This is a genomic window from Vibrio syngnathi (assembly GCF_002119525.1).
GTDB classification, from domain to species: domain Bacteria; phylum Pseudomonadota; class Gammaproteobacteria; order Enterobacterales; family Vibrionaceae; genus Vibrio; species Vibrio syngnathi.
In genome coordinates, this window is the sequence record NZ_CP017917.1 from 972,243 (window position 1) to 997,275 (window position 25,033).

18 protein-coding genes are annotated in these 25,033 nt (G+C 44.5%); 10 read left to right on the forward strand and 8 right to left on the reverse strand.

Features of this window, described 5'->3' with window-relative positions; translation table 11 throughout:
• The first annotated feature begins 2 nt into the window (after positions 1–2).
• From K08M4_RS19165 to K08M4_RS19200, 8 genes are all read left to right on the forward strand, one after another.
• Positions 3–2,234, forward strand: a complete 2,232-nt coding sequence (locus K08M4_RS19165) for an ATP-binding response regulator (protein ID WP_086051045.1) — start codon at positions 3–5, stop codon at positions 2,232–2,234.
• Positions 2,209–3,633 carry a TolC family protein gene (locus tag K08M4_RS19170; protein WP_086051046.1) on the forward strand — a complete coding sequence of 475 codons (1,425 nt, stop codon included), beginning with the start codon at positions 2,209–2,211 and terminating at the stop codon, positions 3,631–3,633. Before K08M4_RS19165 ends, K08M4_RS19170 begins: the two co-directional genes overlap by 26 nt.
• On the forward strand, positions 3,623–5,209 hold the full coding sequence (locus K08M4_RS19175; protein ID WP_086051047.1) for an ABC transporter transmembrane domain-containing protein: 1,587 nt from the start codon (positions 3,623–3,625) through the stop codon (positions 5,207–5,209). The genes K08M4_RS19170 and K08M4_RS19175 overlap by 11 nt, the downstream gene beginning before the upstream one ends.
• Positions 5,206–7,344 carry an ATP-binding cassette domain-containing protein gene (locus tag K08M4_RS19180; RefSeq protein WP_086051048.1) on the forward strand — a complete coding sequence of 713 codons (2,139 nt, stop codon included), beginning with the start codon at positions 5,206–5,208 and terminating at the stop codon, positions 7,342–7,344. Before K08M4_RS19175 ends, K08M4_RS19180 begins: the two co-directional genes overlap by 4 nt.
• A gap of 109 nt (positions 7,345–7,453) precedes the next feature.
• On the forward strand, positions 7,454–7,828 hold the full coding sequence (locus tag K08M4_RS19185; protein WP_086051049.1) for a hypothetical protein: 375 nt from the start codon (positions 7,454–7,456) through the stop codon (positions 7,826–7,828).
• A 215-nt stretch (positions 7,829–8,043) separates the two neighbouring features.
• On the forward strand, positions 8,044–11,271 hold the full coding sequence (locus K08M4_RS19190) for a response regulator (protein ID WP_086051050.1): 3,228 nt from the start codon (positions 8,044–8,046) through the stop codon (positions 11,269–11,271).
• A 9-nt stretch (positions 11,272–11,280) separates the two neighbouring features.
• Positions 11,281–11,757: a hypothetical protein gene (locus tag K08M4_RS19195; RefSeq protein ID WP_086051051.1), complete on the forward strand. Its 477-nt coding sequence runs from the start codon at positions 11,281–11,283 to the stop codon at positions 11,755–11,757.
• Position 11,758: 1 nt separating this feature from the next.
• Positions 11,759–12,811 (forward strand): sulfate ABC transporter permease, encoded by a 1,053-nt coding sequence (locus K08M4_RS19200; protein WP_086051052.1) that lies wholly within the window; start codon positions 11,759–11,761, stop codon positions 12,809–12,811.
• Between the two features lie 108 nt (positions 12,812–12,919).
• Here K08M4_RS19200 and K08M4_RS19205 read toward each other — a convergent pair whose 3' ends face one another.
• Together K08M4_RS19205 and K08M4_RS19210 are read right to left on the reverse strand one after the other, a co-directional pair.
• On the reverse strand, positions 12,920–13,996 hold the full coding sequence (locus K08M4_RS19205; protein WP_086051053.1) for a HEAT repeat domain-containing protein: 1,077 nt from the start codon (positions 13,994–13,996) through the stop codon (positions 12,920–12,922).
• Between the two features lie 87 nt (positions 13,997–14,083).
• Positions 14,084–15,415, reverse strand: coding sequence for an anaerobic sulfatase maturase (locus tag K08M4_RS19210; RefSeq protein WP_086051054.1), 1,332 nt, complete (start codon positions 15,413–15,415; stop codon positions 14,084–14,086).
• Positions 15,416–15,552: 137 nt separating this feature from the next.
• Between K08M4_RS19210 and K08M4_RS19215 the strand changes: the two genes are divergently transcribed.
• Positions 15,553–16,341, forward strand: coding sequence for a formylglycine-generating enzyme family protein (locus K08M4_RS19215; RefSeq protein WP_086051055.1), 789 nt, complete (start codon positions 15,553–15,555; stop codon positions 16,339–16,341).
• A gap of 98 nt (positions 16,342–16,439) precedes the next feature.
• On the forward strand, positions 16,440–18,122 hold the full coding sequence (locus K08M4_RS19220) for an alkaline phosphatase family protein (RefSeq protein ID WP_086051056.1): 1,683 nt from the start codon (positions 16,440–16,442) through the stop codon (positions 18,120–18,122).
• A 224-nt stretch (positions 18,123–18,346) separates the two neighbouring features.
• On the opposite strand, the gene K08M4_RS19225 is transcribed toward K08M4_RS19220, so the two are convergent.
• The 6 genes from K08M4_RS19225 to K08M4_RS19250 all read right to left on the reverse strand — a co-directional run bounded on the left by K08M4_RS19225 (position 18,347) and on the right by K08M4_RS19250 (position 25,022).
• Entirely contained in the window at positions 18,347–19,252 is a 906-nt protein-coding gene (locus K08M4_RS19225; RefSeq protein WP_086051057.1) for a LysR family transcriptional regulator, read from the reverse strand.
• 78 nt (positions 19,253–19,330) lie between these two features.
• Entirely contained in the window at positions 19,331–20,713 is a 1,383-nt protein-coding gene (locus tag K08M4_RS19230) for a BatD family protein (RefSeq protein ID WP_086051058.1), read from the reverse strand.
• On the reverse strand, positions 20,710–22,452 hold the full coding sequence (locus K08M4_RS19235; protein ID WP_086051059.1) for a VWA domain-containing protein: 1,743 nt from the start codon (positions 22,450–22,452) through the stop codon (positions 20,710–20,712). Before K08M4_RS19235 ends, K08M4_RS19230 begins: the two co-directional genes overlap by 4 nt.
• Positions 22,445–23,524, reverse strand: a complete 1,080-nt coding sequence (locus tag K08M4_RS19240; RefSeq protein ID WP_086051060.1) for a vWA domain-containing protein — start codon at positions 23,522–23,524, stop codon at positions 22,445–22,447. The genes K08M4_RS19235 and K08M4_RS19240 overlap by 8 nt, the downstream gene beginning before the upstream one ends.
• On the reverse strand, positions 23,517–24,059 hold the full coding sequence (locus K08M4_RS19245) for a DUF4381 domain-containing protein (protein WP_086051061.1): 543 nt from the start codon (positions 24,057–24,059) through the stop codon (positions 23,517–23,519). The genes K08M4_RS19240 and K08M4_RS19245 overlap by 8 nt, the downstream gene beginning before the upstream one ends.
• The gene (locus K08M4_RS19250) at positions 24,060–25,022 is read right to left on the reverse strand and encodes a DUF58 domain-containing protein (RefSeq protein WP_086051062.1); all 963 of its coding nucleotides are present in this window, start codon (positions 25,020–25,022) and stop codon (positions 24,060–24,062) included. It lies immediately after the preceding gene.
• Positions 25,023–25,033 lie beyond the last annotated feature (11 nt).

Genomic DNA, 25,033 nt, shown 5'->3' on the forward strand with positions numbered 1-25,033 from the left:
CAATGAGCGGAAAACCTTCGTACAATATTTCTGTACCCGCCCTGAGACTAAGCATATTGTTTAGCATCGTACTGGCTGTACTCGCATTCTATTTATACTTTTCTTGGTCAAAAGTCGATTCAGTTGCGCAAGTGCAAAGCGCCCCACTGCTCATACAAGCTCAGAAGCTTAATCAGACCATCGAACAAAATATTCAAACTCTGCAGCAGTGCTTAAGTACCAACACTTGCGGTACTAACGAATTCAATCTAGTTAACTTGAAGCGTGAAATTGATGAATTTCGCTCTTTAGCCTCTTTGAACAAAACCGAGTTCAGCTTGGTTGGGGCAACTGAATACACGCAACTTGAATTAGCGATTAACCGTTTCTCCGATAGCGCTAGAACACGTACCGATGTACTCGATTTATATCTATCACTAACCAACAACTACCTACAAATGGACGACAACTATCGCACCATGTTTAACAACCATGCGAGCGATTTGATGTCTGAGAAAAACGAGTTCTTTATTTGGTTATTTATGGTGGTCCTAATACTGGCCGTAATAACGGTTCTGTCTAACGCAGTCGCGATGTTGAAACTGAAGAAATCCAGCTCTAACGAACGTGAAATCGACTATGAGTTCGATGCATTGTATCAAGAACTAAAACAGCTCGATTTGCAACGGCTTGAAGAGCTTCTTAATGAAGTGAGCATCAACCCCAAACAGCGTCAGATCTACTCTCATCTAAAACTGATCTTCAGTAAATTGGAAGACCAAAAGCGCAATAACGATCTCTACAAACAGTTGTATGCACTGATCGGGTATGAGATTCGCGGTATCACCAACACCATCAACGGCGGTGTCCAATATCTGGTGCAAGAAACCGATGAAAACGGCGTGTTGATGGCGAAGGATATTACCTCTGCATGTAGCACCTTATCTGAGCTAGCAGAAAACTATAATCGATTGATTTCACAGGGTACGGAAAGCAAGTCGAAAGAATTTTCACTGCTCAACGTATTATCTGAATTGATGATTCACATCAGCGCCAAAATTCAACGAAATGAAGGCGAACTAGACTGCTTTATCTCTGATAATTTGCCGAATCGTGTTGAGGGCCAGTCCACCAGCTTGTTCTGGATATTGTTCCTGCAGCTTTCGAATGCCATCCAGCTTAAATCAAACAAGAAGTTGTTCGTGACGATAGAGTCTGGCGCGGCTTCTGATATGGAAAATACGCGTGTCACCATCAACCTGAATTTCCTTTCAACGTTGGATGTCTCTGTCGCCAAGCTCAATAAGCTCCATTGGAGCGACCATAAACACCATACTGCTAACACAGACGACTTAGCGAAAAGTGTATTAAAAGATTACGGGTATTACGAAAGTCACTGGTTCCAATCGGGTACACAGGAACGTTTTCAGATCGAGCTTGATCTCAAGGCGAAGAATTTCCATACAGAGAAAACTCGCTTCGACGGCAAACGTTTACTGCTGTGTGCCAATACTCAAGTTCGTATCGATGTAATGAAGAAAATGCTCAGCAACTTGGGGCTTGATATCACCGAAATTCGCACTGCCAATGAGTTATTTTCGGCGGCAAAAACCTTCGGTGAGTACGATGCCATCATGTTGACCGATACCTTTGAACCCAACAAATTGCCATCACTGAGCAAAACGGTGAAATCTCAACTTAAGAATCATCCCAATACCAAGTTGTTGCTGTCAGTAACCAATACTCAGCATGCGCAAGAGTGTCACAGCTTCGTCGATAAGATCATCAACTCCCCTGCGATTCCTTATGAGTTTATTCCTAACTTGCTCACCATTATGGAAGCAGAAGCATCAGAAGAGCAGATGGAGAATAGCTCATTCCTTATCGTAGAGGATGACCGAGTTCAGCAGATCTTACTTAAACGAATTCTTACCAAACAAGAGTATGAACCAGACACGGTTGGCGATGGCGCTGACGCAGTGGAGCACTTCATGAATAAACGTTCTGACATCATCTTCATGGACTGCATCATGCCAGGCATGGGCGGTATTGAGGCGACCAAACGCATTCGCCAGTTTGAACAAGAAAATGAGAAAAACCCTTGCACCATCATAGGGGCAACCGCATTGACCAGCAGTAACGAACACCAGGCTTGTATTGAAGCCGGAATGGATTACGTGATCAGCAAACCTTACAAAAGCGACCAAATCATCAAGGTAATCAACAAGTATGTGGCGGTACAGAAACTTAACTAGCAGCATTATGGCTGCGCTTGCATTCAGCACGACACCTTCAGCATCGGCGACGACCCTGCTTGAGGCGGTAGAACTCGGCTTGCAAAACAGCCTGTCTCTTCGTGCCAGTGATAAAGGTGTGGAAGAGAACGAATACAACATTGGGATCAGCCGCTCTAAGTTTCTTCCTTCACTCAATGGTGCAGCAGATACCACATGGAATGAGAATGAAACCTTGCTATCAAGTGTGCCTGACGAAACATCAAGCTATAACTCAAACAGCTACAGCCTTTCTCTTTCCCAATCCATATTCAATCTTGGTGACATTTTCAAATACGGGACGGCAAAGCTCGATTTCAATATCGAAGAGATTAAACACGAAAACAAAATCCAAAGCACTATTTCGGAAATCGGCTCTCAATACTTTGAGTATTTGAAAAACAACGCCCAAATTAAAGCGACCAAGGTTGAGCTTAAATCGTCTGAAACCCGTGAACATCAAATGCGACGCAATGTAGAGTTAGGTAATACAGCCGCCAGTGAACTATACGAAGTGATTGCTCAGAAAGAAGGCGTCTCGAACCGATTAAGAACCTTGCAGAAAGATCGTCGTGTCATTCTTAACGGGCTGTCTGTTCAGATTCAGTACCCTATCACTCCATCGCAAGATATATATGAAAGCGTGCCATTAAAAGAGATTAACGAAAGCGAACAACGCTCAATCATGGATCAGGCGTTAAAGCTCAATAACGACTTGTTAGTGGCGAAGAAAAACGTCGAGAGAAGCCGTAGAAGCTTAAAAGAGAGTGGTACAAACTTCTTACCTACCGTGTCGCTTTCAGCCAGCTATCGTCATGATGACGCCAATAACTACAATAAAACCGACATCACTGCGACAGGCGAAAGTAACTCTACCAGTGTTGGCTTGAATCTAGCCTTGCCTATTTTGTCTGGTGGCTCTGATTATTACGGATATCAAAAATCATCGACAGCGATTGAACGTACCGAACTGCTTTATCAAGATTCGCTTTACACCACACGCAACAGCGTAAACACCTCTGTGCTTAATATAAATGATTTCTCCCAGTCTATAAGCAGTTACGAAAACATCATTCGCGCCAACTACGCCTCTTACAAAGGTATTCAACGAGCTTACCAATTAGGCACACGTACCATCACCGATTTGCTGGCCGCTGAAAGTAAGCTGTTCAGCGCCTTAAGAGACTACGAAAGCGCTCGATACGACTACATCATCGAAACCATCAAGCTTGAGCAAGTTAAAGGCGTGCTTTCGATTCAATCTATCGAAAGCATCATGCAGTTGATGAGTGATATCGAAGGACGAAACAATCAAGAATTAGTGCCTAAACACCTTCTCTCAACTGAGTCGTTGAAAACAGGAGGTCGTAATGCAAACTGAGCAATTTTCTCAAAAGATCAATATGGCAGATAAGTGTTATCTGACTTTCTCTACGATAATTTCCACTCTATTTGGCTTGGTACTGCCCTTCTCTATTCTGATCATTTTCGATCGAGTATTGCCCAACCAAGCACAAGATACTTTGTTCTTGCTGTTCGCGATTATCCTGATTTCTATCTTCCTCGACTACCACCTGAAAAATCAGGAGGAAAAAATATCTTCGGTCATCATGAGGCAGTTTGAGACCAACTTAACCAACAAGGTGTTCCAATCCATCTGTTTGGCTGAAATCTCTAAATTCCGCCGTTTAGAACCGGGGGAATACTTAGAACGAATCTCAACCATTCCTGAACTAAAAACCTTCTTTGGAGGAGAATCGGTTCGAGCCCTTATAAACCTTGCTGTCAGCGTAATAACCATCCTCATTATCGGTCTCATCAACATATGGGCTGGCGTGACGCTTCTGATTGCCTCGCTCATTTTAGCCATTTTCGCTTGGAGCCTTTCTAAGCAGAAGATTGGCAGCTTACAAAACAAGTCAGACATAGAAGGCTTAACCACATCCAAGATAATTGAGATCATCTCTAGCCCACTGGATATCAAAGCGCGAAATATGGAATACCGCGTTGAAAGCCTGATGACACAAATGGTCGAGGAGCGCGAAGTTGAGAACATCAAATATGAGCAGATCGAATCGAATTTTGGCTTGATCTTGGCGCTTATCCAACAGCTCTCTATTGCTTGTGTTGTTGTAGTACTAGCAACAGCCGTAATCAATATGGAATCGAGCCAAGGCATCATGGCCGCCATCATCATGCTAACTAACCGTTATTTTGCGCCTTACCAACAAGTGATGCGCACCGCGAGCCGCTGGGAATTAAACAAACTCCATATCCAACGTATCGCTGATCTCCTTGAATTGGCAGCCTCTGTTGAACACCAACATGAAACAACAGAAGTAGAACGTATTTCGGTTAAGTATTCTGAAAAGCAGCGTATCGAGTTCGAACTCGGCCAAGCCTATCTGCTGACAGGGAAAAGTGGTTCAGGTAAGACCCACCTTGCTAACTGTATTACGCGTCAGAACAGTGACAGCAAACTCGATATCATGATTAACGACACGCCCTTAGATGACGTCAATTACAACGTTTGGCGTAACAGCGTGCTGATGGTTGATAAAACAAGCTCATTCGTAGAAGGGACGATTATTGATAACCTCACCTGTTTCCGACCAAGCTTGAATAACACGGCTTTTGCACTGTGTGAAACTATGAACATCAAGGCGCAAATTGACGGGCTTCCTGCCGGTTTTTATACAGAACTCAAAGGGCACATGCGCAATCCATTCTCTCGCCAAGTTGGATATGCTCTGTTATTAGTCCGAGCCCTGCTCGCCAGTAAACGTGTATTGATATTTGATGATATCGATTGTGTGTTTGATGAGGAATTTGCACGGGTTGTGCTAACCAGTACAGCTTATCGTGCCAATGACAAAATCCTAATCATCGCCAGCAATAAAATGGACAAACTTAACCACCGCCTCAAACGCGTAAAACTTACCGGAGGTGACCAATGAGTATCCTTGTAGACTTCAATAATGTTCCACAACGTGTCTTGGATTTTGAATCTAGCGGATACGACGAACGTTACAGTCAATCTCCTCTTATTCGTGGTTTGGCCTACACCCTGATAGCACTCGAATGGGAAGGCACTCCCGCTATACTCAGCGATGCTTTTATTCCAAAATCCAAAGACGGCGACAGCTTTACAGCAACCATCGAGCGCCTTGGGTACCGCTGTGATGTGACCAAGCTAAAGACACTCGAGAATATCGATAAATATCCTCACCCGTGCTTTATTGAGATAGAAAACCTCAGTGCCATCTTCTTAGGGACCAAAGATGGGAAGTTGCTGCTGTTTGATTACACGAACAACAACACCATTGAATACCCAATGTGTAAAAAGCCCTGTTTGCTGATTTCTATTAGCGAGTACTCTCGTCTGTTCCGAGAACCACCACCGGAATCTCAAGACAGAAGCAATTGGATTAAATACGCTTTTTATCGTTACAACAATGAACTCAAAAGCCTGATTATCTTGAGCTTCGTGATCAGTATTCTAGGTGCGTTGCAGCCGTTCTTTATTATGAGCGTGTATAACTTCGCTCTTACTTCTAGCTCTCAAGCAACACTCTATTGGCTAACCTTATTTGCTGTGATTGTTGGCTTCTCGGAGTATTTCTTTAAGAAGATGCGAGTCAACATCATTGCCACCTCCGGTAAAGATCTCGCGGTACACATATCCCAAGCCGTGATATCGAAGCTCCTTTGGCTGCCCTACGCGATGACATCAACCGCAGGGGTCTCGTCACAATTGGCTCGTTTGAAAGATATCGATACCTTCCGACGCTTAGTGACAGCAGAATCGACCCTCAGCTACTTTGATATGCCGTTTGTGATTGTGTTTATCATCGCGATAGCCCTGATGTCTGGCACAGCTGCTCTTGTGGTAATGGGCGGCTTAATCTTGATGTTGGTGTTCTGTGTTTACTCACGCTATATCTACTCGCAAGCCACATCCAAAAGCTCGCGCGCCAATGCGATGGTCTCGTACCAATGGAATGAAATCCTGCGTGGTATCAAGACTATCCAAGGATTGCCTTTACTTCGTGTCGTTCAATCTCGGTTTAGTGCTTCGCATATGCAAAGTACCAGTGATGCCGAGAATGTTGCCGTGACTAATAGTAAGATTCAGGCCGCTGGCGGCAGTTTGATACAGGTGATTGGTACTGCAAGTATTGTGACCGCTGTAATCGGTGTAATGGAAGGCACTTCTGATGCAGGTGCTATGCTCGCGACCGTTATTTTGGTTTGGAAAGCGCTAGGCCCAATTATGGGTATCTATAATTCAATTTCTAAGTTCCAGTCGATCAAAGCTTCGTCAGCACAGATCAACAATCTGATGTCGATGAATGATGACAAATTAACGTTAGAGAAGAGCCCGCCTATTCGCCTATTCCAAGGCAGTATTGTAGGCAGCGGTGTAAGTCATCGTTACACAGGCGCAGCAACCGGCTTAACCAACTTGGGATTCAAGATCCCCCCAAGCGCAAAAGTCGTCATTTGTGGCCCAACTGGCTGCGGAAAAACCACCCTCATATCAATCATTGCTGGTTTAGAAGACCGCTATCAGGGCGCAGTGTCTGTCGATGGTTACAACATTAAGCAGTTCAACAGCTACCGCTATCGCACATCGATAAACTACATCCCTTTTAATTTGCATATTTTTGAAGGCTCACTAGAGACCAACTTCATCTTGCACAATGGCTTAATACCTACTGAGAAAATGCAAGAAATGGTGAGCTTTTTCGAGTTAGACGAATGGCTTCCGGAAGGATTAGCGACTCAATTAAGTGTCGATAAATGCAAAGGGCTTCCCAATGGCATTCAGCAAAAACTGCGTTTAGCGCTTGGTTTAGGTAATTGTGAGCAATCTCTGATCATCATTGATGAACCGTTCAACGGAGCGGAAAATGAAAACTCGCAGTATTTTAACCGCTTGTTCAGCGATAAGTTGCTGAATAAAACAGTCATTTTTTCGACCAATGATCCCGGTTTGATCGCAACTTCCAATATGAGTTTGGTTCTAGAACCTGATGGCAACTTGAAATATTTTGGCTTAACAGACAAATACTTAAACAGCTTGAGTTAAACACGACGATGCTTATTCACAAATTACTCGTTAGATAAATGGATGTAATTGACAAAAACATAAGTGAGAGAGATGATTCGCTCTGAAATCACATGTAACAAGGAAGTAAATGTACACATTCGTTGCAGACAAGCTTGATGTAGCTTACTTATCCGCAATTCCTGAAAACCATCAACTTCAGGACTGCGATGTACCTGAAGAGGAGATCGAACTTCGAGAGATCGTTGAGGTTTGGTATGAGTGTGCCTTTCTCCCAGCTTTCAATCTTCAGAAAATCGATATCGAGGAAAAAGCTGAGCTAACCGTCATACAAACACATGTTTTGAGTAACGATACAAATACGCTCGCTTTCCTACTCAAAAACAGAGTGTACCGCGCTGCATTGAACAGAATACTCGGTGTTTGGGCGTTAGAACCCTCTGCAAAAACGGTGTTAGAGCAACTCCTATTTGAACTAAGTCTCGATAAAAATCGCCCTCATTAACTCGCTTTTTAAGCTATTTATCAATAATCATAAAAATCAAACAGACTACCAAACGCTATAAATTGCTAGTGAGACAACATATTTCAAAATAAGCTGTGGAATCACAAGAACTTATATCCCTCCCACACTTCCATCAAATTTACTGTTTCAAAGTTTCCATATCGGCATTTTTATTCTACTGTTTTTATATAAAACCAGTTGGATGGATCCTGAATATGTCGACACTTACGGTCTGGAATAACCTTTCAGTTAAACATAAACTCTTTGGCTTAGTTCTACTACCGATCTCATTGCTCCTTTTCTTAGCCGGTAGACAAGCTTACTTTCTGACGACGCAGTTAAACGATTTTGAGCGAACCAATCAGTTAGCAATTTACCTTGAAGATATCTCTGTCTTGTATCGAAGTACTTTGGCACCAAACACTGAACAGTTCGTTAATCGAAGTGCTAAGGTAAATGCCGAGCTCCAAGCACTTTCACCTAGCATATTTCTAAACAGTTCCGAAGAAGTGAACCAACTGCTGGCCGACTTCAGTGAGGCAACCTTGTCGACTATGAAAACGACCGACAGTTTCGATAAGCTGGATGCGATTGAATGGCAAAGTGATTTGTACCAACAATTGTTGCTAGCCATTGAGAAAGTCCCTTTTGATATCACCAAGCGTGAGATTCAACAGCACCTCACCGCCTTACAGCAAATAGAGTGGTTGATGTTTTGGTCAAATGAAGAATTTAAGCTCAGCGCTTCGCTCTTCGATATTTATCAAAACCATCAAGAGTATGATTCTGAACTAGCCGAGTTGGTTGAAAGCCTCAATGCTAGGCAAGTTTTGTTCTTAGAAAGATTTGTATCCTTAAATGCCAACGCACATCAAGTTTCACTCATGGTTGAAGTGTTTAAAGATGAGGCGTTTATGAAAAGCCAAGAGATGCGACACGCACTTCATAGCGCATCCACACTAAGCACACTCACCCCACAAGAAATCACGACAGGGCTAAATGCAATGAGTGCCCGCCTAAGCCTGTTGCAGAATTTAGGTGACGTAATCAAACAAGAGTTCCAGGCCGAAGTAGGTCAAGCGATCTCAGATGCTCAAACAGAAAGAACGCTATTTATTTCCATCGTCACGTTGCTTGCCGCAACTGTTATGGGATTAACCCTCAGTTTAGCGAAACAAGTCACCAACAATCTTGGGCTAGTTCTTAGGTTCTTAAAAAGTGAAAACGATGATACCCGCCCTTCTTTGGACAAACTGATTCAAGGCAAAGACGAACTCAGCCTATTTGCTCAGCAAGTAGAGCGACTGACCATCGAACGAGAACATGCAAAAGAGAAGTTAACGATAGCGAAAGAAGACGCAGAGCGAGCCAAAGAAGACGCCGAAGAAGCCAAAGAAGACGCCGAAGAAGCCAAAGACCACGCGATACAAGCTAGCAAAGCGAAAAGTAGCTTCTTGGCCAATATGTCTCATGAAATTCGAACCCCACTGAATGGCGTTATCGGTATTTCGGAGATTCTGTCAGACACACCACTTACACCAACACAACGTGATTATGTAGATACAATCGAGACCTCATCCCAACTACTACTAAGCCTGATCAACGACATCTTAGACTTCTCTAAGATTGAATCTGGCATGTTATTGATAAGCCCACATTCAGCGTCTATTCGAGAATCCATTTACGACATCGCTTCGATTGTTGCGCCTAAAGCCAAAGAGCAGAAAATATCAGTCAACGTCGATATCAGCCCCGACACACCTGCACGTGTCATGATCGATGACCATCGATTAAGACAGATTTTGATGAACTTTATGTCGAACGCAGTGAAGTTCACAGCCGAAGGTGGTGTAACACTATCAATCAAGACACTCGAGCAGTCTAACGACAATGTCACCATTCGATTCGCAGTACGCGACACGGGTATTGGCATCGACAAACAACAACAGAAGCAGATATTCGAACCCTTTGCTCAAGAAGACGATTCAACGACACGCCAATTTGGCGGTACTGGCCTTGGCCTCGCCATCAGTACTCAGTTAGTTGAGCTGATGGGTGGACAGATTCAACTCGATTCAGTCAAAGGCGAAGGTAGCTGTTTCTACTTCGATCTAGCATTACCCATTGATTTAATGTTGCCAAAACCAAGCACAGCAACCGCCGACATTTATGTTTTGGGTAACGCGAACATGCTCTCTAAACGAATAGAATGGGACCTTAACCTTTATGGTTTAAAAGTAACGCAGCTCACGAGTGATACCGCTGAGGTAACACAACGACTCACGACTCAAAAACACAATAGACCAATCACAGTCATCTTTGCTGAAGATGACACATTCCACGCCAGTGACTATACCAGTGACTTAGATAAGCTCCACCAAAACGGCATCACTATCTGCTTGATTCGATCATTTTTGAGTGAGCCGGCTGACATCGGCGATTGTGTCACGGCTCAAGTATCACAGCCCCTACTCGGCTTGCGCTTGATTAAAGCGGTTGAGCTCTGTGATACACGAAGCCTGTTTGAGCTTTCGGAGGCAAGTGAGCCCTCTCTAGAGATACAACACAAAGTCCTTATCGTCGAAGACAACAAAATCAACCAAAAAATTGCTGGGCTTCATGTCGGTAAAAGTGGTTTTGAATTCGAGTTTGCTAATAATGGTCAGGAAGCCGTGGATATGTTCACTGCAAATCCTCATTACGCAGTGATCTTGATGGACTGTATGATGCCAGTCATGGATGGTTTTGAAGCGACAAGTAATATTCGCCGCGTTGAAAAAGAGACCAATGCCAGTCGCCGTATTCCTATCATAGCCCTCACCGCTAGCGTGATTGATGACGATATACAGAAGTGTTTTGACGTTGGGATGGACGACTATGTACCCAAACCATTCAAATTCGAAATGCTAAAAGAAAAAGTACTCGCCGCCGTTGAAGCGATGCCACTTCCCACGACCTACAAAACTAAATCTGCGAAAAAAACTGCGACTGTAACGCCGATTATCAATGCCGCTGCGGCAAAGCGAACATTGCCAGAAGAAAAAGTACAAAACACGGTTCCAAGTAAATCTGAAAGAATTTTGCTCGTCGAAGACAATCGAGTTAACCAAAAAGTCGCTTCTGTGATGTTAACAAAGGCAGGTTACTCATTTGAAATCGCAGACAACGGGCAAATCGCCGTCGATATGTACCAAAACGACAGTAGCTTCGACCTTATTCTCATGGATTGCATGATGCCTGTTATGGATGGCTTTACTGCGACCAAAGAGATCCGAGAGCATGAGAAAAACCTAGGCTTATGCAAAACTCCTATCATCGCGTTAACCGCCAGTGTTATTGATGATGATATTCAAAAGTGCTTCGATTCAGGCATGGATGGATACGTCGCAAAGCCAGTAAGGAAAGAAAAGCTATTCCATCAAATAGAAAGTGCGACTTGTTAGGAGAAACCCATGGATTGGATAAAAACAATAAAAACGCTCCAGTGCAAAGCTGTGCTGACCGCGGCAATAGGGCTGTTAGCAAGTTTACTTCTTGTTAACCCTGCTCATGCCGCGGACGATTACGCCATATTCTCTTTAGATTCCGAATTTGAAGCGTTATCAATTAACAAAGCAAGAAAACTCTACAGAGGAAAAACCAAGCGTCTCAATGGCAAGCGTATAGAACTGTCTGATTGGCCTGAAAATAGCGTCGAGAGAGAGAAATTTTATCAACTTTTACTTGGAAAGAACGCCGCTCAAATGAATGCACACTGGGCTGGGCTGTCTTTCTCAGGAAAAGCTCGTTACCCGCGGGAGATCAAAACGGCCTCAACAGACAGTTTAGTCGACTGGTTAAACGACAAACCAAACCGTATTGGTTATTCCCCACTCTCTTCGGTTCCTGAAAACGCCAATGTTCTATACGTTATAAGTTCGGAGAAATAATATGAAAAGAATAATTACGTCAGTGCTATGTGCTTCAATTGCTTCTCCGGCTTTCGCTATTATTGAACTTACCGATAATTTTTCGTTAAGCGGATTTGGTTCTACCTCTTGGGCAACATCAGATAATGATTCCCCTTTAATCATCAACCGTGGTTTTACCGATGAAAATTGTTATGACTGTGATACCACCTTTGGGGTCCAGCTTGACTACTTCTACAACTCATTTAAGGCTTCCGTGCAAGTTGTCAAACCACCCCAATATGATTGGAGTGACCCACAACTCGAGTGGGCTTATCTTGGCTATGAGTTTAATAACTTTGATGTGAGTATTGGTCGTCTAAGGCTTCCCCTGTTTCTAGCTTCTGAATACTATTATGTTGGCCAAGCCTATATGACGGCAAGACCACCAACAGAGGTGTATAACAGCGTTCTAGGTATTACCGCTTTCAACGGTGTTAAAGTGAGTTGGACTCATGATGTAAGCGACGAAGCGACCTTGTTACTATCTCCATTCTTCGGAATCAAAGATAAGAATGAAGTCGACTTCAATTCGACAACCGAGTTGGAGTTTGAAACGAATCGAATGTTTGGTGGTAACCTACAACTAAGCGGTGACAATTATCGTTGGAACCTATCCTTCCTTGATTCAAATTTCGATCAAACGACAAAAATTAAAAACGTTGGCGCCCTTCCTACAGCAGAGAATCAACACATCCAACTTTGGTCGCTTGGCACTGAATATGAATTTGGCCAAGCCGTATTTTCGAGCGAAGGTCAAATCAGTGACGTTTCTTCATCAATGTACGCCAGCCTTGGTTACCACTTAGGATCATTCACACCTTACGTGGTTTACGGCGCACAATTTAACGCCAATGAACACTTAGAAGGAAATAGCTACTTAATTGGTGTCGATTACGATTTACTACCAAATGTATCTATCAATGGTGAAATGCAATTCTTCGAAACTCGCAGGTCAAACGGTGCCTTTATTGATTCACCTAAAACGGATAAAGATGCGTTGCTCTATACCATAATGTTGAGTTTCGTTTTCTAACTTAAATTCAAATCAATGGTCATTTACGCCAATTAGAATACAAAAAGCCAGCCGAAACATTTTCGACTGGCTTTTCATTAGCAGCTTCTCTATTCACTCATACAAATATTATGAGCTTGGCGCTACTCGCTTCTCTTTCAGCTGATCAATAACGTAACCCGGTGCCACTTTTGAAAGCTCTACTAAGCATTCGTCAGTTTTCTCATTACCGTAGCGTACGTAAATGTCACATACTGCGTATAGCTGCTCTGGAGAGCCAGAAATCAGGTATGCTTTTTCAAAAGACTGGGTCGACTTATCGATATCTAACGCTTCTTGCAACACTCCATTTAAGTACCAGTAGTAGCTGTTATCTTTGGCAAGTTCTGCTGCTACTTCAATCTCTTTGGCTGCTTCCGCTTTGTCTTCAAGGCGAACCAGAGTTAGAGATTTAGAGTAATGCATCGCTGCGTTGTCTGGAACGCTCTTCAAACCGCGGTCTAATACTTCAACCGCTTGTTGATCTTTATTCTGAGCTCGGAAGTTATCCGCGTAGCTCAGCCAAACTTGAGGGTCTTTCTGGTGAGTATTAATCAACTCAAGATAAATCGTTTCCGCTTTATCCCATTCATTGTGCCAACGGAGCACGTCAGCGAACAACAATTGATACTTTTCAGATTCTTGTGATTCCAAGAATGTGATTAACTCAGCGACAGGTTGTTCAATTTGTGCTTTCTGTTCTTTATCTAACGTATTGTAATCACGTACTAAGTTCGATGTTGCCGAGTGACGAACCATAGAATCTGTATCGCTCAGCAAAGGTGAAACTAACGCCCAACGATGCTCAAGTTGATATGGCGAAGAACCGATAATCGAAGCCTCACGAACTTCAGGGTTTTGATCTTTCAAACCTCTTGCCACCGCCACCAGCGCATTCTGGCTTGGGTATGAAGCAAGCTCTTGCAGTGCACCTGTACGATTTTCTATAGATTGGTTCTGATCTTGTGCCATGTAAGACAACTGTTGAATACGGGTTTGTGTGTCCGTCATTTCGAGCACTTGATTGATATTTTTTGCCGGTGCGTCAACAGTTTGCTGAACGCTATTCGCAGCTATCGCAGACGTTGAAATCATTGCGGACGTTGAAACCAATGCGGACGTTGAAACTAATAAGGCAACTGCCGTCGCCAAACTCTTCTTCATCATAGTATTACCTTAAACTGGAGAACTTAGCCTTTCCTTAGACTCGTATCTGATTAAATTTGTCTTGGATCTGTTGACCCAAAAAACGAGTTAAAACTTGGTCTCGAACGTAGCTTGTTGCGCCTGTTTTGCTCGATGAGCCATCAATACTGAATCACTGAATTTGCCATGAGCCACTGGGTGCCCCATCGCACGAGCGATATAAGCCATCGACTTGTCGACATGAGAGAAGAACTTGTGCCAACCTGCACATAAGTAGTTCAAGCCCGGTTCGCCTGTGCGAGTTTTGATAAAGCGGTTTTTAGGGCATTCACCGTGACAAGCAAACTTGTAATCACACAGCTGACATTGGCTGGTCATTGTGCGTGATTTAGCAAAGCCAAACTTTTGCTGTGATGCGCTATACGCCAAATCATCAAGTTTTTCGTGATGAATATTGCCAATTTTGTATTCAGGGTAAACATAGTGGTCGCATGAGAATACATCGCCATTAGGCTCCATCGCGAGGCCTTTACCGCATATCTCATTCAGAGTGCAAAGCGGGTTAGGACGCCCTATCCATGTTTCTAAACTTGCTTCAAAATACTGCACGAACACTTTACCGATGTCGTTCTTTGCCCATTCGTCAAACACAGAAATCAGGAAGTTACCCCAAGCTAAGTCCGACACACACCACGATTCCATGATCGAGTCTTTATGGCCGGGGATCAGACGCTTATCGCCTTGTTTTAGCTGCTCACTCACCTGGGATGTTTGTGGTGCAACCGTTCTAAAGGTTTTTGGCTCAACGATAGGAATAAACTGCATTTGCGGTGACTTCACCACATCGCGTAGGAAGCGATACACTTCTAGCGCATTCTGACTGGTTAGGTTGTTCACGCAGGTTAGAGTTGCGAATTTGACTTGATGTTTATGTAGCAGATCGACGGCTGCCATCACTTGCTTAAATGTGCCACGTCCTGCTCTGTTGACACGATACGCGTTGTGCAGCATTTCAGGGCCATCAATACTTAAACCGATCAGAAAATTGTTCTTTGCTAAGAAACGACCCCAGTCGTCATTCAATAATGTGCCATTGGTTTGTAGATCGTTTGAGATCAACACACCTTCAGGTTGGTACTTTTTCTGTAGCTCAACCACTCTTTCAAAGTACGCTAACCCCAGCATAGTCGGCTCGCCACCCTGCCATGAGAAGATAATTTCAGGCGTGTTTTGACCTTCGATGTATTGTCGGATGTAGGTTTCTAACGTTTCATCATCCATTCTTGGAGAACTGCCTTTCTTGTACTCCAACAAATCCTGCTTACTTAGGTAGTAACAATATTTACAGTCAATGTTGCACGCTGCGCCAATCGGCTTAGCCATGACATGCAAGCGCTTAGACGCTTTACCGTTGTATTGTGGACCTTGAGTAATATGCATGATTTACCTACCTATTTTAGTATTCTGGGCCCATCATAATTCCTATTCGATCAAGTGACATGTTATACCCTTTATAACCAATAGGAATGACCTTAAACGTTAGAATTAAACCCTATTTCGAACATCTGAGGCACGTGATGAAATTTTTAAATTACAAACAATTAGCTGCGATCAGCAGCGTCACTATGACTATTTTCCTAAGCGGCTGTGCGAGCGTGCCTACACACCCTATCGCCCAACAAATCGACCAAGAAATGGTGCTAGTTGAAGGTGGTACATTCACCATGGGTTCGAACGATCCACAAGCGACCAAAGCAGAACGACCAGCACGAGATATAACTGTAGATAGTTTCTACATTGCGAAGTTTGAGGTGACTCAAGAATTGTTCGAATCGGTGATGGGTTCATCTCTCAGTTATTTCCAAAACCCACAAGTTCCGGTCAACAACTTAAGTTGGCAACAGGCGAACTACTTCGTTGAGCAATTAAACGAACTTACTGGTGCAGAATACCGCCTGCCGACGGAAGCAGAATGGGAGTTTGCAGCGAAAGGTGGCAACAAAAGCGAAGGCTATACTTACAGTGGTTCCAATAACTTAGATGATGTTGCGTGGTACTCAGCAAATTCTAAAAATAGCGCACATCCAGTCGGGCTAAAGAAACCAAATGAACTAGGCTTATATGACATGACAGGAAACGTGGGCGAGTTTGTTATCGATGCCTTCGACGACACCTTCTACAGATTCGGTCCAACAGACAACCCTAACAACGCAAAACACAGCGACGTTGGTTTATCACATAAATCGGTTCGTGGTGGCAGCTTTGCTTATGACGAAGATGAATCAGAAAGTTACCGCCGTGACTTTGCCAGTCAATCAATCACCATGTCGGACATGGGCTTACGCCTAGTGAAGGACGCAAACTAGCAGAACACCCCCATGGTTGCTAAACAAAGGACAGCCTCTGTTCAGCAACCAATCCATGTCATTTTGAATAACGAAATCACATCGAATAAGGACACTCTATGCAATACACCAAACTTTCAGGACTTACACTCGCGTTACTCTGTGCCTTCCCAGCATCCGCTGCGGATAAACCCGATCTAGTCCTTCAAATCACGGTAGATGGCCTGCGTGCAGACCTAATCGAACGCTACAAACACAACTTCGGCGAGGGTGGATTTCGTTACCTAATGGATGATGGTACTTACTACACCAACGCGAACTACCAACATGGCAACACGGAAACGATCGTGGGCCATGTGTCGCTTGCAACAGGTGCGCCACCGAGCGTACACGGCATGGTAGGTAACGTTTGGTATGACCGTAGCGAAGAACGTTTGGTGTATAACGTAGAAGACGGCAACTACAAAATGCTAACCTCTGGTGCGGGTGTCGACAAGGCAACTGAGATCGACCCAACGCAGAAGACAGCACAGGGCGATGGGCGATCTCCAGAGCCTATACTTGCCACCACGTTTGGTGACGAGCTGACAATTTCCAATAGTGGCAAATCAAAAGTATTCGGTGTATCCGTGAAAGACCGCGGCGCAATCTCATTGGCGGGACACAGTGGTAAAGCCTTCTGGTTCTCCAAAGCGCAATCTGAGTTTGTCACCAGCAACTATTACTACGACGAGTATCCAGATTGGGTATCACGTTGGAACGAGAAAGCGATTGCTGCTCAGTATTCCAAACAGAAGTGGGAGCTCTCGTTGCCACGTGAGAAGTACACGTTGCAAGAACACGATACCAAGCACAAAGTGAAACTCGGTGATTTCCAACGCACCTTCCCCCATCCATACGGCCCTGCGAGTTACAAGTACTACAGCACCACCCTAACCGTCAGCCCGGCTGGTGATGAAATCACGGAAAACTTTGCAAGTACACTGTTGATGCAAGAGAAGCTAGGCCAAGGTGACGTGACCGATTACCTGTCGGTGAGTTTCTCATCAAACGACTACGTGGTGCACTTATACGGCCCTGAAAGCCTAGAAACAGAAGACAACCTCATTCGACTTGATAAGACGATCGCTAAGCTTCTTAAAACCGTTGATAACCAAGTTGGGCTAAAAAATACATTAATTGTATTGTCTGCCGATCATGGTGTGCCTGAATCTTCACCTGCGGCAAATGCGCTTGGCTTCAATCAAGCTCAATACTTCAACAAAGACACACTGCTCTCGAGTGGCGTAGAAAAAAGATTGAAGGATCAATTTGGTTTATCCAAAGACGCCATTCGCTTGTACGCTCAACCTTACATTTATCTGAATCACGATTTAATCGCAGAGATGAAACTCGATCTGGCTAAAGTACAGGAAGCGATCGCCGATGAAATAGCGAAGGTCAAGGGTGTAGCGTTTGCAGTATCAAGCAGCGATATTGCAGCGAACCGAGTGCCTGATACTCATGTGATGCAGCTAATAAAAAACAACTACCACCCTGCTCGCTCTGGTGACGTGTATGTGGTATTTGCACCGCGTAGCTACATTAACGACATGGAAGGCCTGCAAATCGCCTCTACACATGGTTCGCCATGGAAGTACGATACGCATGTCCCTGTAATCTTCGCAGGCTACGATGTTGAAGCTCAGAAGGTATCACGAGCAGTGACGCCATATGACATTGCGCCAACGCTATCGAACAAACTGGGGATCACACAACCAAGTGGGTCAATTGGAGAGGTACTACAAGAGATCACTGAGTAGACTCAATCTCTAAGGTTTCGTGATCTAGATTTTGTCACCTAGATTTCGAACCCATCACCCACTCAAGAAAAGAGCCGTTTATCATATTCAGACTGATTCAGTCGAAACCGATAAGCGGCTCTTTTTGATTGCCTGTATTTAGGTCGTAATCCAATCAACGTTTGTTCGTGCTTGGAATAACGGCTATTCGCACAAACATGTTCCATTATTCCTCTCTTTAGAGGCTAACTTGATATGTCTTTTGCTGCCGCTTTGATTTTAGCTCGTAACCACTTATGACTTGGTTCATTAGTGCGGCTTGGGTGCCAAATCATACACATATCGAGGTCTTCCAATTCGAATGGTAGTGGTAGTGTCTTAACCGAGTACTTTTCAGAAAAACAACGCACCGATGACATAGGTAGCACTCCGATGTAATCAGAGCCCTCAATAACTGGCAGCATCTCAACCACGCCAGCAGCTCGATACACTATCCTACGCTTTTCCAAATCGCTAAAGTGTTCAGAGTTCAATAGGCTTTTTCGAGCGTGCCATTTAGAAATAACGACATGATCAAGCGCTAGAAACTGCTCCATATCAATAATATCGCCAATCTCGGGGTGACCCGATCGGCATACGACAACAAGTTCCTCAGTAGAGATCACTTCATGCTTAAGCATGGTTCTGCCTCTTGGCGTCATGTCTATGATCACATCATGTCGTTGTAACCTAAGATCGGATTCGTAATCCTCCGTAAACAAAGGATGAACTTCCAATGCAATAGCAGGTGCAACTTGGCTGATCAACTGCATAACTCTTGGCATCAATTCGTAGCTTGCGGCTGATACACAGGCAATAGAAAACACGCGACCTGATGTTTTAGGATCAAAGTCTCTCGAGGCCGATAGCGTAGAAGTGAAGTTTTTTAACGCGGCGGCCATTGCTGGGTAAATATCGATCGCAAATGTCGTCGGCTCAACGCCTGAGGTGGTTCTGTGAAACAGTGGCTCATCATAAATATCACGAAGCCTAGCAAGTGCTTTACTCACTGCGGGTTGGCTGATGTTCATACGATTTGCAGCCCTAGACAAGTTCTGCTCTTCATAGATCGCGACAAATATAGGAATTAAATTGAGTTCAGTACTTTTCATACAGTTCCATATTAAAGAAGCAGGTTCTCCATAGTAGAGAACCTGCCGATTATGTTCGATGCGAATGACTAAAGTTTGCTACTTAGTTCTATCTTTTAAGTCTGGCAAGGCTTTAGGGATTTTCAAGCGGTTGAAAAATGAACGAGAATTGCTTGAGTTTGATGTGTCACCGGGTAAATTACGTATGCCTTTCCACAAACGAGTAAACACGTTTTTGTCTTCGCGCCCTTGTTGAAGCGCTTCACTATCTTCTAGCCAACGTTTTTGGACATTCGCTTTACCAAGTTGCGCTGTACTCAGTTTCACTTTATTCAGTTCTAGCTGAGAGGTTTCGTTTCGTAATTGACGATAGATAAAAGTTCTCAATGCTGGCCAATTATCTTGCTTAAGCAAACGACGTAATACCAACCAATTTGGTGTTGGTCGGTTCTTGTAATAACGCTTCAAAGAAACAAGTAGTGCAACACACAACACTAATGCCAAGCCAACGCTTACAAAGATCGACATGTAAGCCTTGATGAAAGATCGGAGCGTATGTTTTGCTTCAAACACCTCGCCTTTTATCACCACGCTCTCAAGACGCTGATTTTTGCTGTCCCACCACTGGAATGTGAACTCTGGCAACGTAAATTCACCGCCCTGCTGAATAACATAAACCGTCTCCTCAATTCGACTGGAACGGTAGTTACCACGATCTTGAGTATCATCTAAACGATTAGGCTGCGGGTAAGCTTGGTACTGCTGGGTCGATTCATTGTTCAACACGTCCGGCAGTAAAACAGACAAACTGTCTTTGGCCTTGATGGTTACCGTTCGAGTAATGGCATCGCCTACTTTTAAGTTTTCACTCGAGCGTTGCCATTGTTGCTCTGTATCTACTTCTGTTGCAGAAAACCAAGGCGATTCATTATCAAGTAAACCTGAAGGCAACGAAGCTTCAAACTTAATTGGCTGCGTGTAAAGCGTACCGCCAACGTTAGAACCATCAGGAGCAGAAACTTGGACGCGAACCGGCACGGTTGGAATGACAAACTCGCCAGAAGTCATCGGATAAAGTGTCACTTCCCAACGCTGGCGTGACCATGTAGTACCATTGACCCGTTCCGTGTAGTTAGTTGCGAGTTGGTTACGTTGCTTAGCGATCACGTTAGGGATTTCAATACTTCCGATTCGAGTCCCTCCCGTTAACCAACGCGGCGTCGCCACCTCAATGTTCAGAATTACCTGCTCATTAACGCTCACTTTAGTCGGCGTTATCTTATCTCCTGACTTTGGCTTTTCCCCTACCCAAGCGATAAGCTCAACGTCACCACTTTTTTGGAGATCGAAGATATCGGCAGCAGAAGTAACAAAAGGAGAAAACCAACTCAACATAAGAGTCATCGACAGTAACCACTTATGGGATCTGAATCGCACTCTCTTTGATTGAATGGCTTCAAGAGCTAAATCATATCGACTCATTGGGTTTGCTCCTGTTTGGGTGCCTGTTCTTGTTTTGACGGCTGCTCCTGTTTTGGTGTCTGTTCGATAGAAGGTGCAGGGCCTCTTAATTGAATTTGGAACTTGGACTTCAAGAAGAACTTAGGGTCGGCTTCAACGCGTTTTAACCACTTGTCGGCAAGCTCTTGGCTGCCCAAAATTTCATTGGCATTAAGCGTTTCCTTGAGCATCAATTCCGCTACCGTTTCTTCTTCAGCGCCATCACCTGTTCGCGGCTGATCGTCTTCGAGTTCTAAAGATTCTTCAGGGCCATCTGTGGTTCCGGACTGGCTTTCACTGGTTCGGTTTACCTCCTCGACAATCCCGCTAAGCACAGCAAGATTGTTCTCCACATCCGTTCTTAGTTCTGGTGAAAGATCCTCTTTCTCGCTTAGTGACTTCAAAAGATCTCGCGCCGCAAGGTATTCACGCTGCCTGGCTAACGCGCTCGCCGCGTTGTAGAAACCATAATCAGTTTTGGTTTGTAAGAAGGCACTGTGAGCTAACTTAAAATCACGAGCATAGTAATAAGCCGCGCCCTTTCGCATTGGATCCTTAAAATGTTTAGCCGCTTCAAGGTATTCCTTTTGATTCAATAAACGTTGTCCTTGCTGATCAGGCGTTAGCCATAAATCCCACCACCATTGGGCTGTTTTATCCCAAACTGTCAGGGATTCTTCAACTACGGGTTTATCGGCGGTTAAACTGACCGTTTTCGCCAAAGAGTGCGGAGAATACACGCTACCAGTAATCAAAACGCCAACCACACACCATTGAACCAACCACCCTTTTCTAAACCACAACAACATGATGATCGCCATTGGGATAAGCAGGCCATATCCCATGTCTTTCCAAGGCATAGAAGACTCACCGTTAAGTTGCATGTTTCTTTCAACCGCTCTGTTCAGTTGTTGGATATCGGAATTATCAACGGTCACCTCAATCACTCGTCCACCCGTCTTACTCGCTAAGTTACGCAGTGAATCTAGGTCGACAGGGTTATCGCTCACCACATTACTGTTTCCTGCGGCTAGAATGAGCAACTGATACGGGTTGTCGTTAAAGAAACTCTCGTACGCCCTAATGGTGCTTGGGTTTACACCATCTGATACCAACAGTACAGAAGAGCCTAACTCACCAGACAGTTGCTGATTAATCAATGGCAGTGCTTCTTCTGCTGACTTACCTGATACCGGCATGATATCGGGTGTGATAGCCGCTAGAAACGGTTCGAATACCTTGCTGTCTTGAGTCACTGGCATCGCGACGTGGGCACTGCCTGCGTAAACAACTAAGCCCGTATTACCGCCTTTGCGAGCTGCTAATAAGTCTCTAATCTTCTGCTTAGATCGTTCCAAGCGACTCGGTGGTAAGTCTTTAGCCAGCATGGATTCGCTGCTATCAAGCACCACTAACATCGACGCTTTGTCTTCACCAAAAGGCGAAGCCTCACGCTGCCATGTTGGGCCAGAACAGATAATGATGGCGATAGTTACAATCACCACCAATAACTTCAATGGCAGCTGCTTACGCCAGCCTGTTTCGCCGATGGTCAACGCATCACGTAAGTGTCTAGGTAGAATATCTTTCCACGTTGGTTTGGTCTCTTCTCTCCAGCGAACCCACAGCAGGAAAAACATCGGGATAAAGGCCAACAACCACAATGGTCGGATAAAGTGAAACTGGGTAAAGAACTGTTGCAACATGAGAGAATCAGGCATCGTTCTCTCCTTTCAAATTTTTCTTTGAAGAAACCAAAAGCGATCTTCGGCGGATTGTTGCTAAGCTGAATGCGGTCAAATACATCACGACAACAATGGCCATCAAGTAATGGTGCAGCCCCTGTTTCGGTCGATAAGTGCTACTTTCATATAGCTGAGGCTCTAGCTCACCAATCTGAGCGTAAGCTTTGGTCAGTTCGTCGCGGTTAAGCGCCTCAAAGGCTTCGCCACCAGACTCTTGAGCCACTCGTTTAATGGTTTCCATATCCAAAGCCACTTCACCCACGGTTTTTGGGTCACCCATGGCGATTACGTGAATACGAACGCCTTTCGCCTTCGCCACTTTGGCGGCATCAATCGGTTCAACAAAGCTTCCTGTGTCATTGCCGTCGGTCAGTACGATCACGACTTTCTCTTTTTCGTTGGCATCAACACTTGAATCTTTAACGGAAGAACGTTGCTTTTCGCTCTGTTCAAATACCTTAATCGCTAAGCCAATGGCATCACCTAAGTGCGTACTTTGCCCTGCCATCGCGACATCGGTTTGATTAAGCAATTCAAGCCATACATTTTGGTCAGCCGTAAATGGGGTTTGCACAAACGCTGCGTCACCAAACAGGATCAACCCGAGTCGGTCACCTTTTCTGGTTTTCGCAAAATCGGCTAACACCTCTTTGGTCGCATCTAAGCGAGATATTTTTTCGCCTTGCTTAGAGGTAAAATCTTGTTCCGCCATTGAACCAGATAAATCGACAACCACCATCACGTCACGACCTAATTGTTCGCGAGCTTGCGGCTCACCAAGAATGGTTGGTTTAGCGAGCGCGCACACCACTAATGCCCAAGTAATAATGAGCGTGGTTCGTTGCCACCAGCTTGGTGTTAGCTGGCTTGCCCCTTCAGACGGCGCTTCACCAATAGCTTCAACCAATTCACTGAAAAATGGCACCTTGATGGCCATTTGCTTAGTTCGATAAGCTGGCACGGCAAAGTAGACCAACAACGGCAAAGGCAGCGCGATAAACCACAGTGGGTGCGCGAATTCAAAGCTGGCAGATAAACTATCAAACATTATCTTGCCCCTCTGGTTTCGCTTGTACATCTGGTTTATGAATTTTTAGCCACATCATCGCGGTTTGAATCACCTCTAAACGCTGTTCAAAGCTCAAACGCACATTAGGGTCAATTAAGCTCTGCATCCATAATTCTGAGATTTCATCGGCAAAGAACGCATTGCTGTTTTCACTTGTGTTAGCGCTAACAGGCAGATAAGCGTTTAGACGGTTTACATAGGCTTGTCCAAACAGCTTTGCATTACTGCTGTCTAGGTAACGAAGTACCACTTTCAGTACTTTGAAGGTTCGTTCTGTTGAATTTTTGTCTCGTGCATCCAATATCATGAGCTCTTGAAGCGCTTCTTTGCGATAACGGTTATTCCACCATTTCTGCGCCAAACGATAAGCCAGATAGATAGCGACCAATAACAGAATAACGCCAAGGATCTTCCAGCCGATCGTTTGAGGAGCCCAGCTCACACTGTCAGGAATCGCTACATCGTGCAGTTCGCGGAGGATATAGGTACTTGGAGGAGTATGTTCAACAGCCATTTAACGCCCTCCCACTAGCTTCTGCAGCTGTGATATGTGATTGCCCGACGTGTCTAATTCTATATAAGGGAGGTTTTTCATCGCCATCAATTTAGCAAGGTACTGTTTCTGCAGTGCCGCTTTTTGAGCAAGACTTTCACTCGCGAGGTTTACCTTAGATTGGCTATCCAGATTAAGTTGAAAGCGACCATCACCCACTACCCAATTCGCGCTTGCAAGATCTTGAGGCAGTGATTGTTCTAATGGATCGGTGACCATAATGGCAAGGATGTCGTTGTGTTGTTGCAGTTGCTTTAGTCGGTCAAGATGTTGCTCTTGGCAATCTCGCCAATCACTAATAAAGATCAAGGTCGACTGCTTTAACCTCATTCGCTTTATCAGTTCAATCCACTGGCTGAACCCGACGCCTTCGCTGTCACTCACACTCACGTCTAAGCTTTGATTTGCCTTAGTAAGGTGCTTTAACTGAGCCAGTAAATCAGACTGTGAACGCTGTGCTTTGGTGTGAAAGAGTTTTTGATGGGAGGCCAAAACGAAGCCAACACGGTCACCATCTTTCAGGACTCGCCATCCACACAATGCCGCGACTTCAGCAGCCACAACAGATTTCATGGTGTTTTGAGAGGCAAAGAACATCGAACTGCGCTGATCGACACAGATCATCACATTACGGTCTTTCTCTTCGGTATAGCTACGAACATGCGGCTTCCCCGTTCGCATGGTGACTTTCCAATCAAGGTTACGAATATCATCACCGAGTTGGTAGTGTCGTAATTCCTCGAAGTTCAGACCACGGCCACGGAACAGAGAATTATGTCTCCCCGACAGTACACTGCCCGCCTTAAGATGAGGCAACAGAGAAAACGACTCCGCTTGAGCTTGTATTCGTACTAACCTTGAATAGTCACAATACAGTCGTGGATCAAGACCTTGCGATTCGGGAGCTTGTGTTGGCTTCGCCATAACGCCCCCTA

Bases quoted from the DNA above. Each gene is read 5' to 3' on its own strand.
- K08M4_RS19165 (WP_086051045.1), top strand. From the start codon at position 3: ATGAGCGGAAAACCTTCGTACAATATTTCTGTACCCGCCCTGAGACTA.
- K08M4_RS19170 (WP_086051046.1), top strand. From the start codon at position 2,209: ATGTGGCGGTACAGAAACTTAACTAGCAGCATTATGGCTGCGCTTGCA.
- K08M4_RS19175 (WP_086051047.1), top strand. From the start codon at position 3,623: ATGCAAACTGAGCAATTTTCTCAAAAGATCAATATGGCAGATAAGTGT.
- K08M4_RS19180 (WP_086051048.1), top strand. From the start codon at position 5,206: ATGAGTATCCTTGTAGACTTCAATAATGTTCCACAACGTGTCTTGGAT.
- K08M4_RS19185 (WP_086051049.1), top strand. From the start codon at position 7,454: ATGTACACATTCGTTGCAGACAAGCTTGATGTAGCTTACTTATCCGCA.
- K08M4_RS19190 (WP_086051050.1), top strand. From the start codon at position 8,044: ATGTCGACACTTACGGTCTGGAATAACCTTTCAGTTAAACATAAACTC.
- K08M4_RS19195 (WP_086051051.1), top strand. From the start codon at position 11,281: ATGGATTGGATAAAAACAATAAAAACGCTCCAGTGCAAAGCTGTGCTG.
- K08M4_RS19200 (WP_086051052.1), top strand. From the start codon at position 11,759: ATGAAAAGAATAATTACGTCAGTGCTATGTGCTTCAATTGCTTCTCCG.
- K08M4_RS19205 (WP_086051053.1), bottom strand. From the start codon at position 13,996: ATGATGAAGAAGAGTTTGGCGACGGCAGTTGCCTTATTAGTTTCAACG.
- K08M4_RS19210 (WP_086051054.1), bottom strand. From the start codon at position 15,415: ATGCATATTACTCAAGGTCCACAATACAACGGTAAAGCGTCTAAGCGC.
- K08M4_RS19215 (WP_086051055.1), top strand. From the start codon at position 15,553: ATGAAATTTTTAAATTACAAACAATTAGCTGCGATCAGCAGCGTCACT.
- K08M4_RS19220 (WP_086051056.1), top strand. From the start codon at position 16,440: ATGCAATACACCAAACTTTCAGGACTTACACTCGCGTTACTCTGTGCC.
- K08M4_RS19225 (WP_086051057.1), bottom strand. From the start codon at position 19,252: ATGAAAAGTACTGAACTCAATTTAATTCCTATATTTGTCGCGATCTAT.
- K08M4_RS19230 (WP_086051058.1), bottom strand. From the start codon at position 20,713: ATGAGTCGATATGATTTAGCTCTTGAAGCCATTCAATCAAAGAGAGTG.
- K08M4_RS19235 (WP_086051059.1), bottom strand. From the start codon at position 22,452: ATGCCTGATTCTCTCATGTTGCAACAGTTCTTTACCCAGTTTCACTTT.
- K08M4_RS19240 (WP_086051060.1), bottom strand. From the start codon at position 23,524: ATGTTTGATAGTTTATCTGCCAGCTTTGAATTCGCGCACCCACTGTGG.
- K08M4_RS19245 (WP_086051061.1), bottom strand. From the start codon at position 24,059: ATGGCTGTTGAACATACTCCTCCAAGTACCTATATCCTCCGCGAACTG.
- K08M4_RS19250 (WP_086051062.1), bottom strand. From the start codon at position 25,022: ATGGCGAAGCCAACACAAGCTCCCGAATCGCAAGGTCTTGATCCACGA.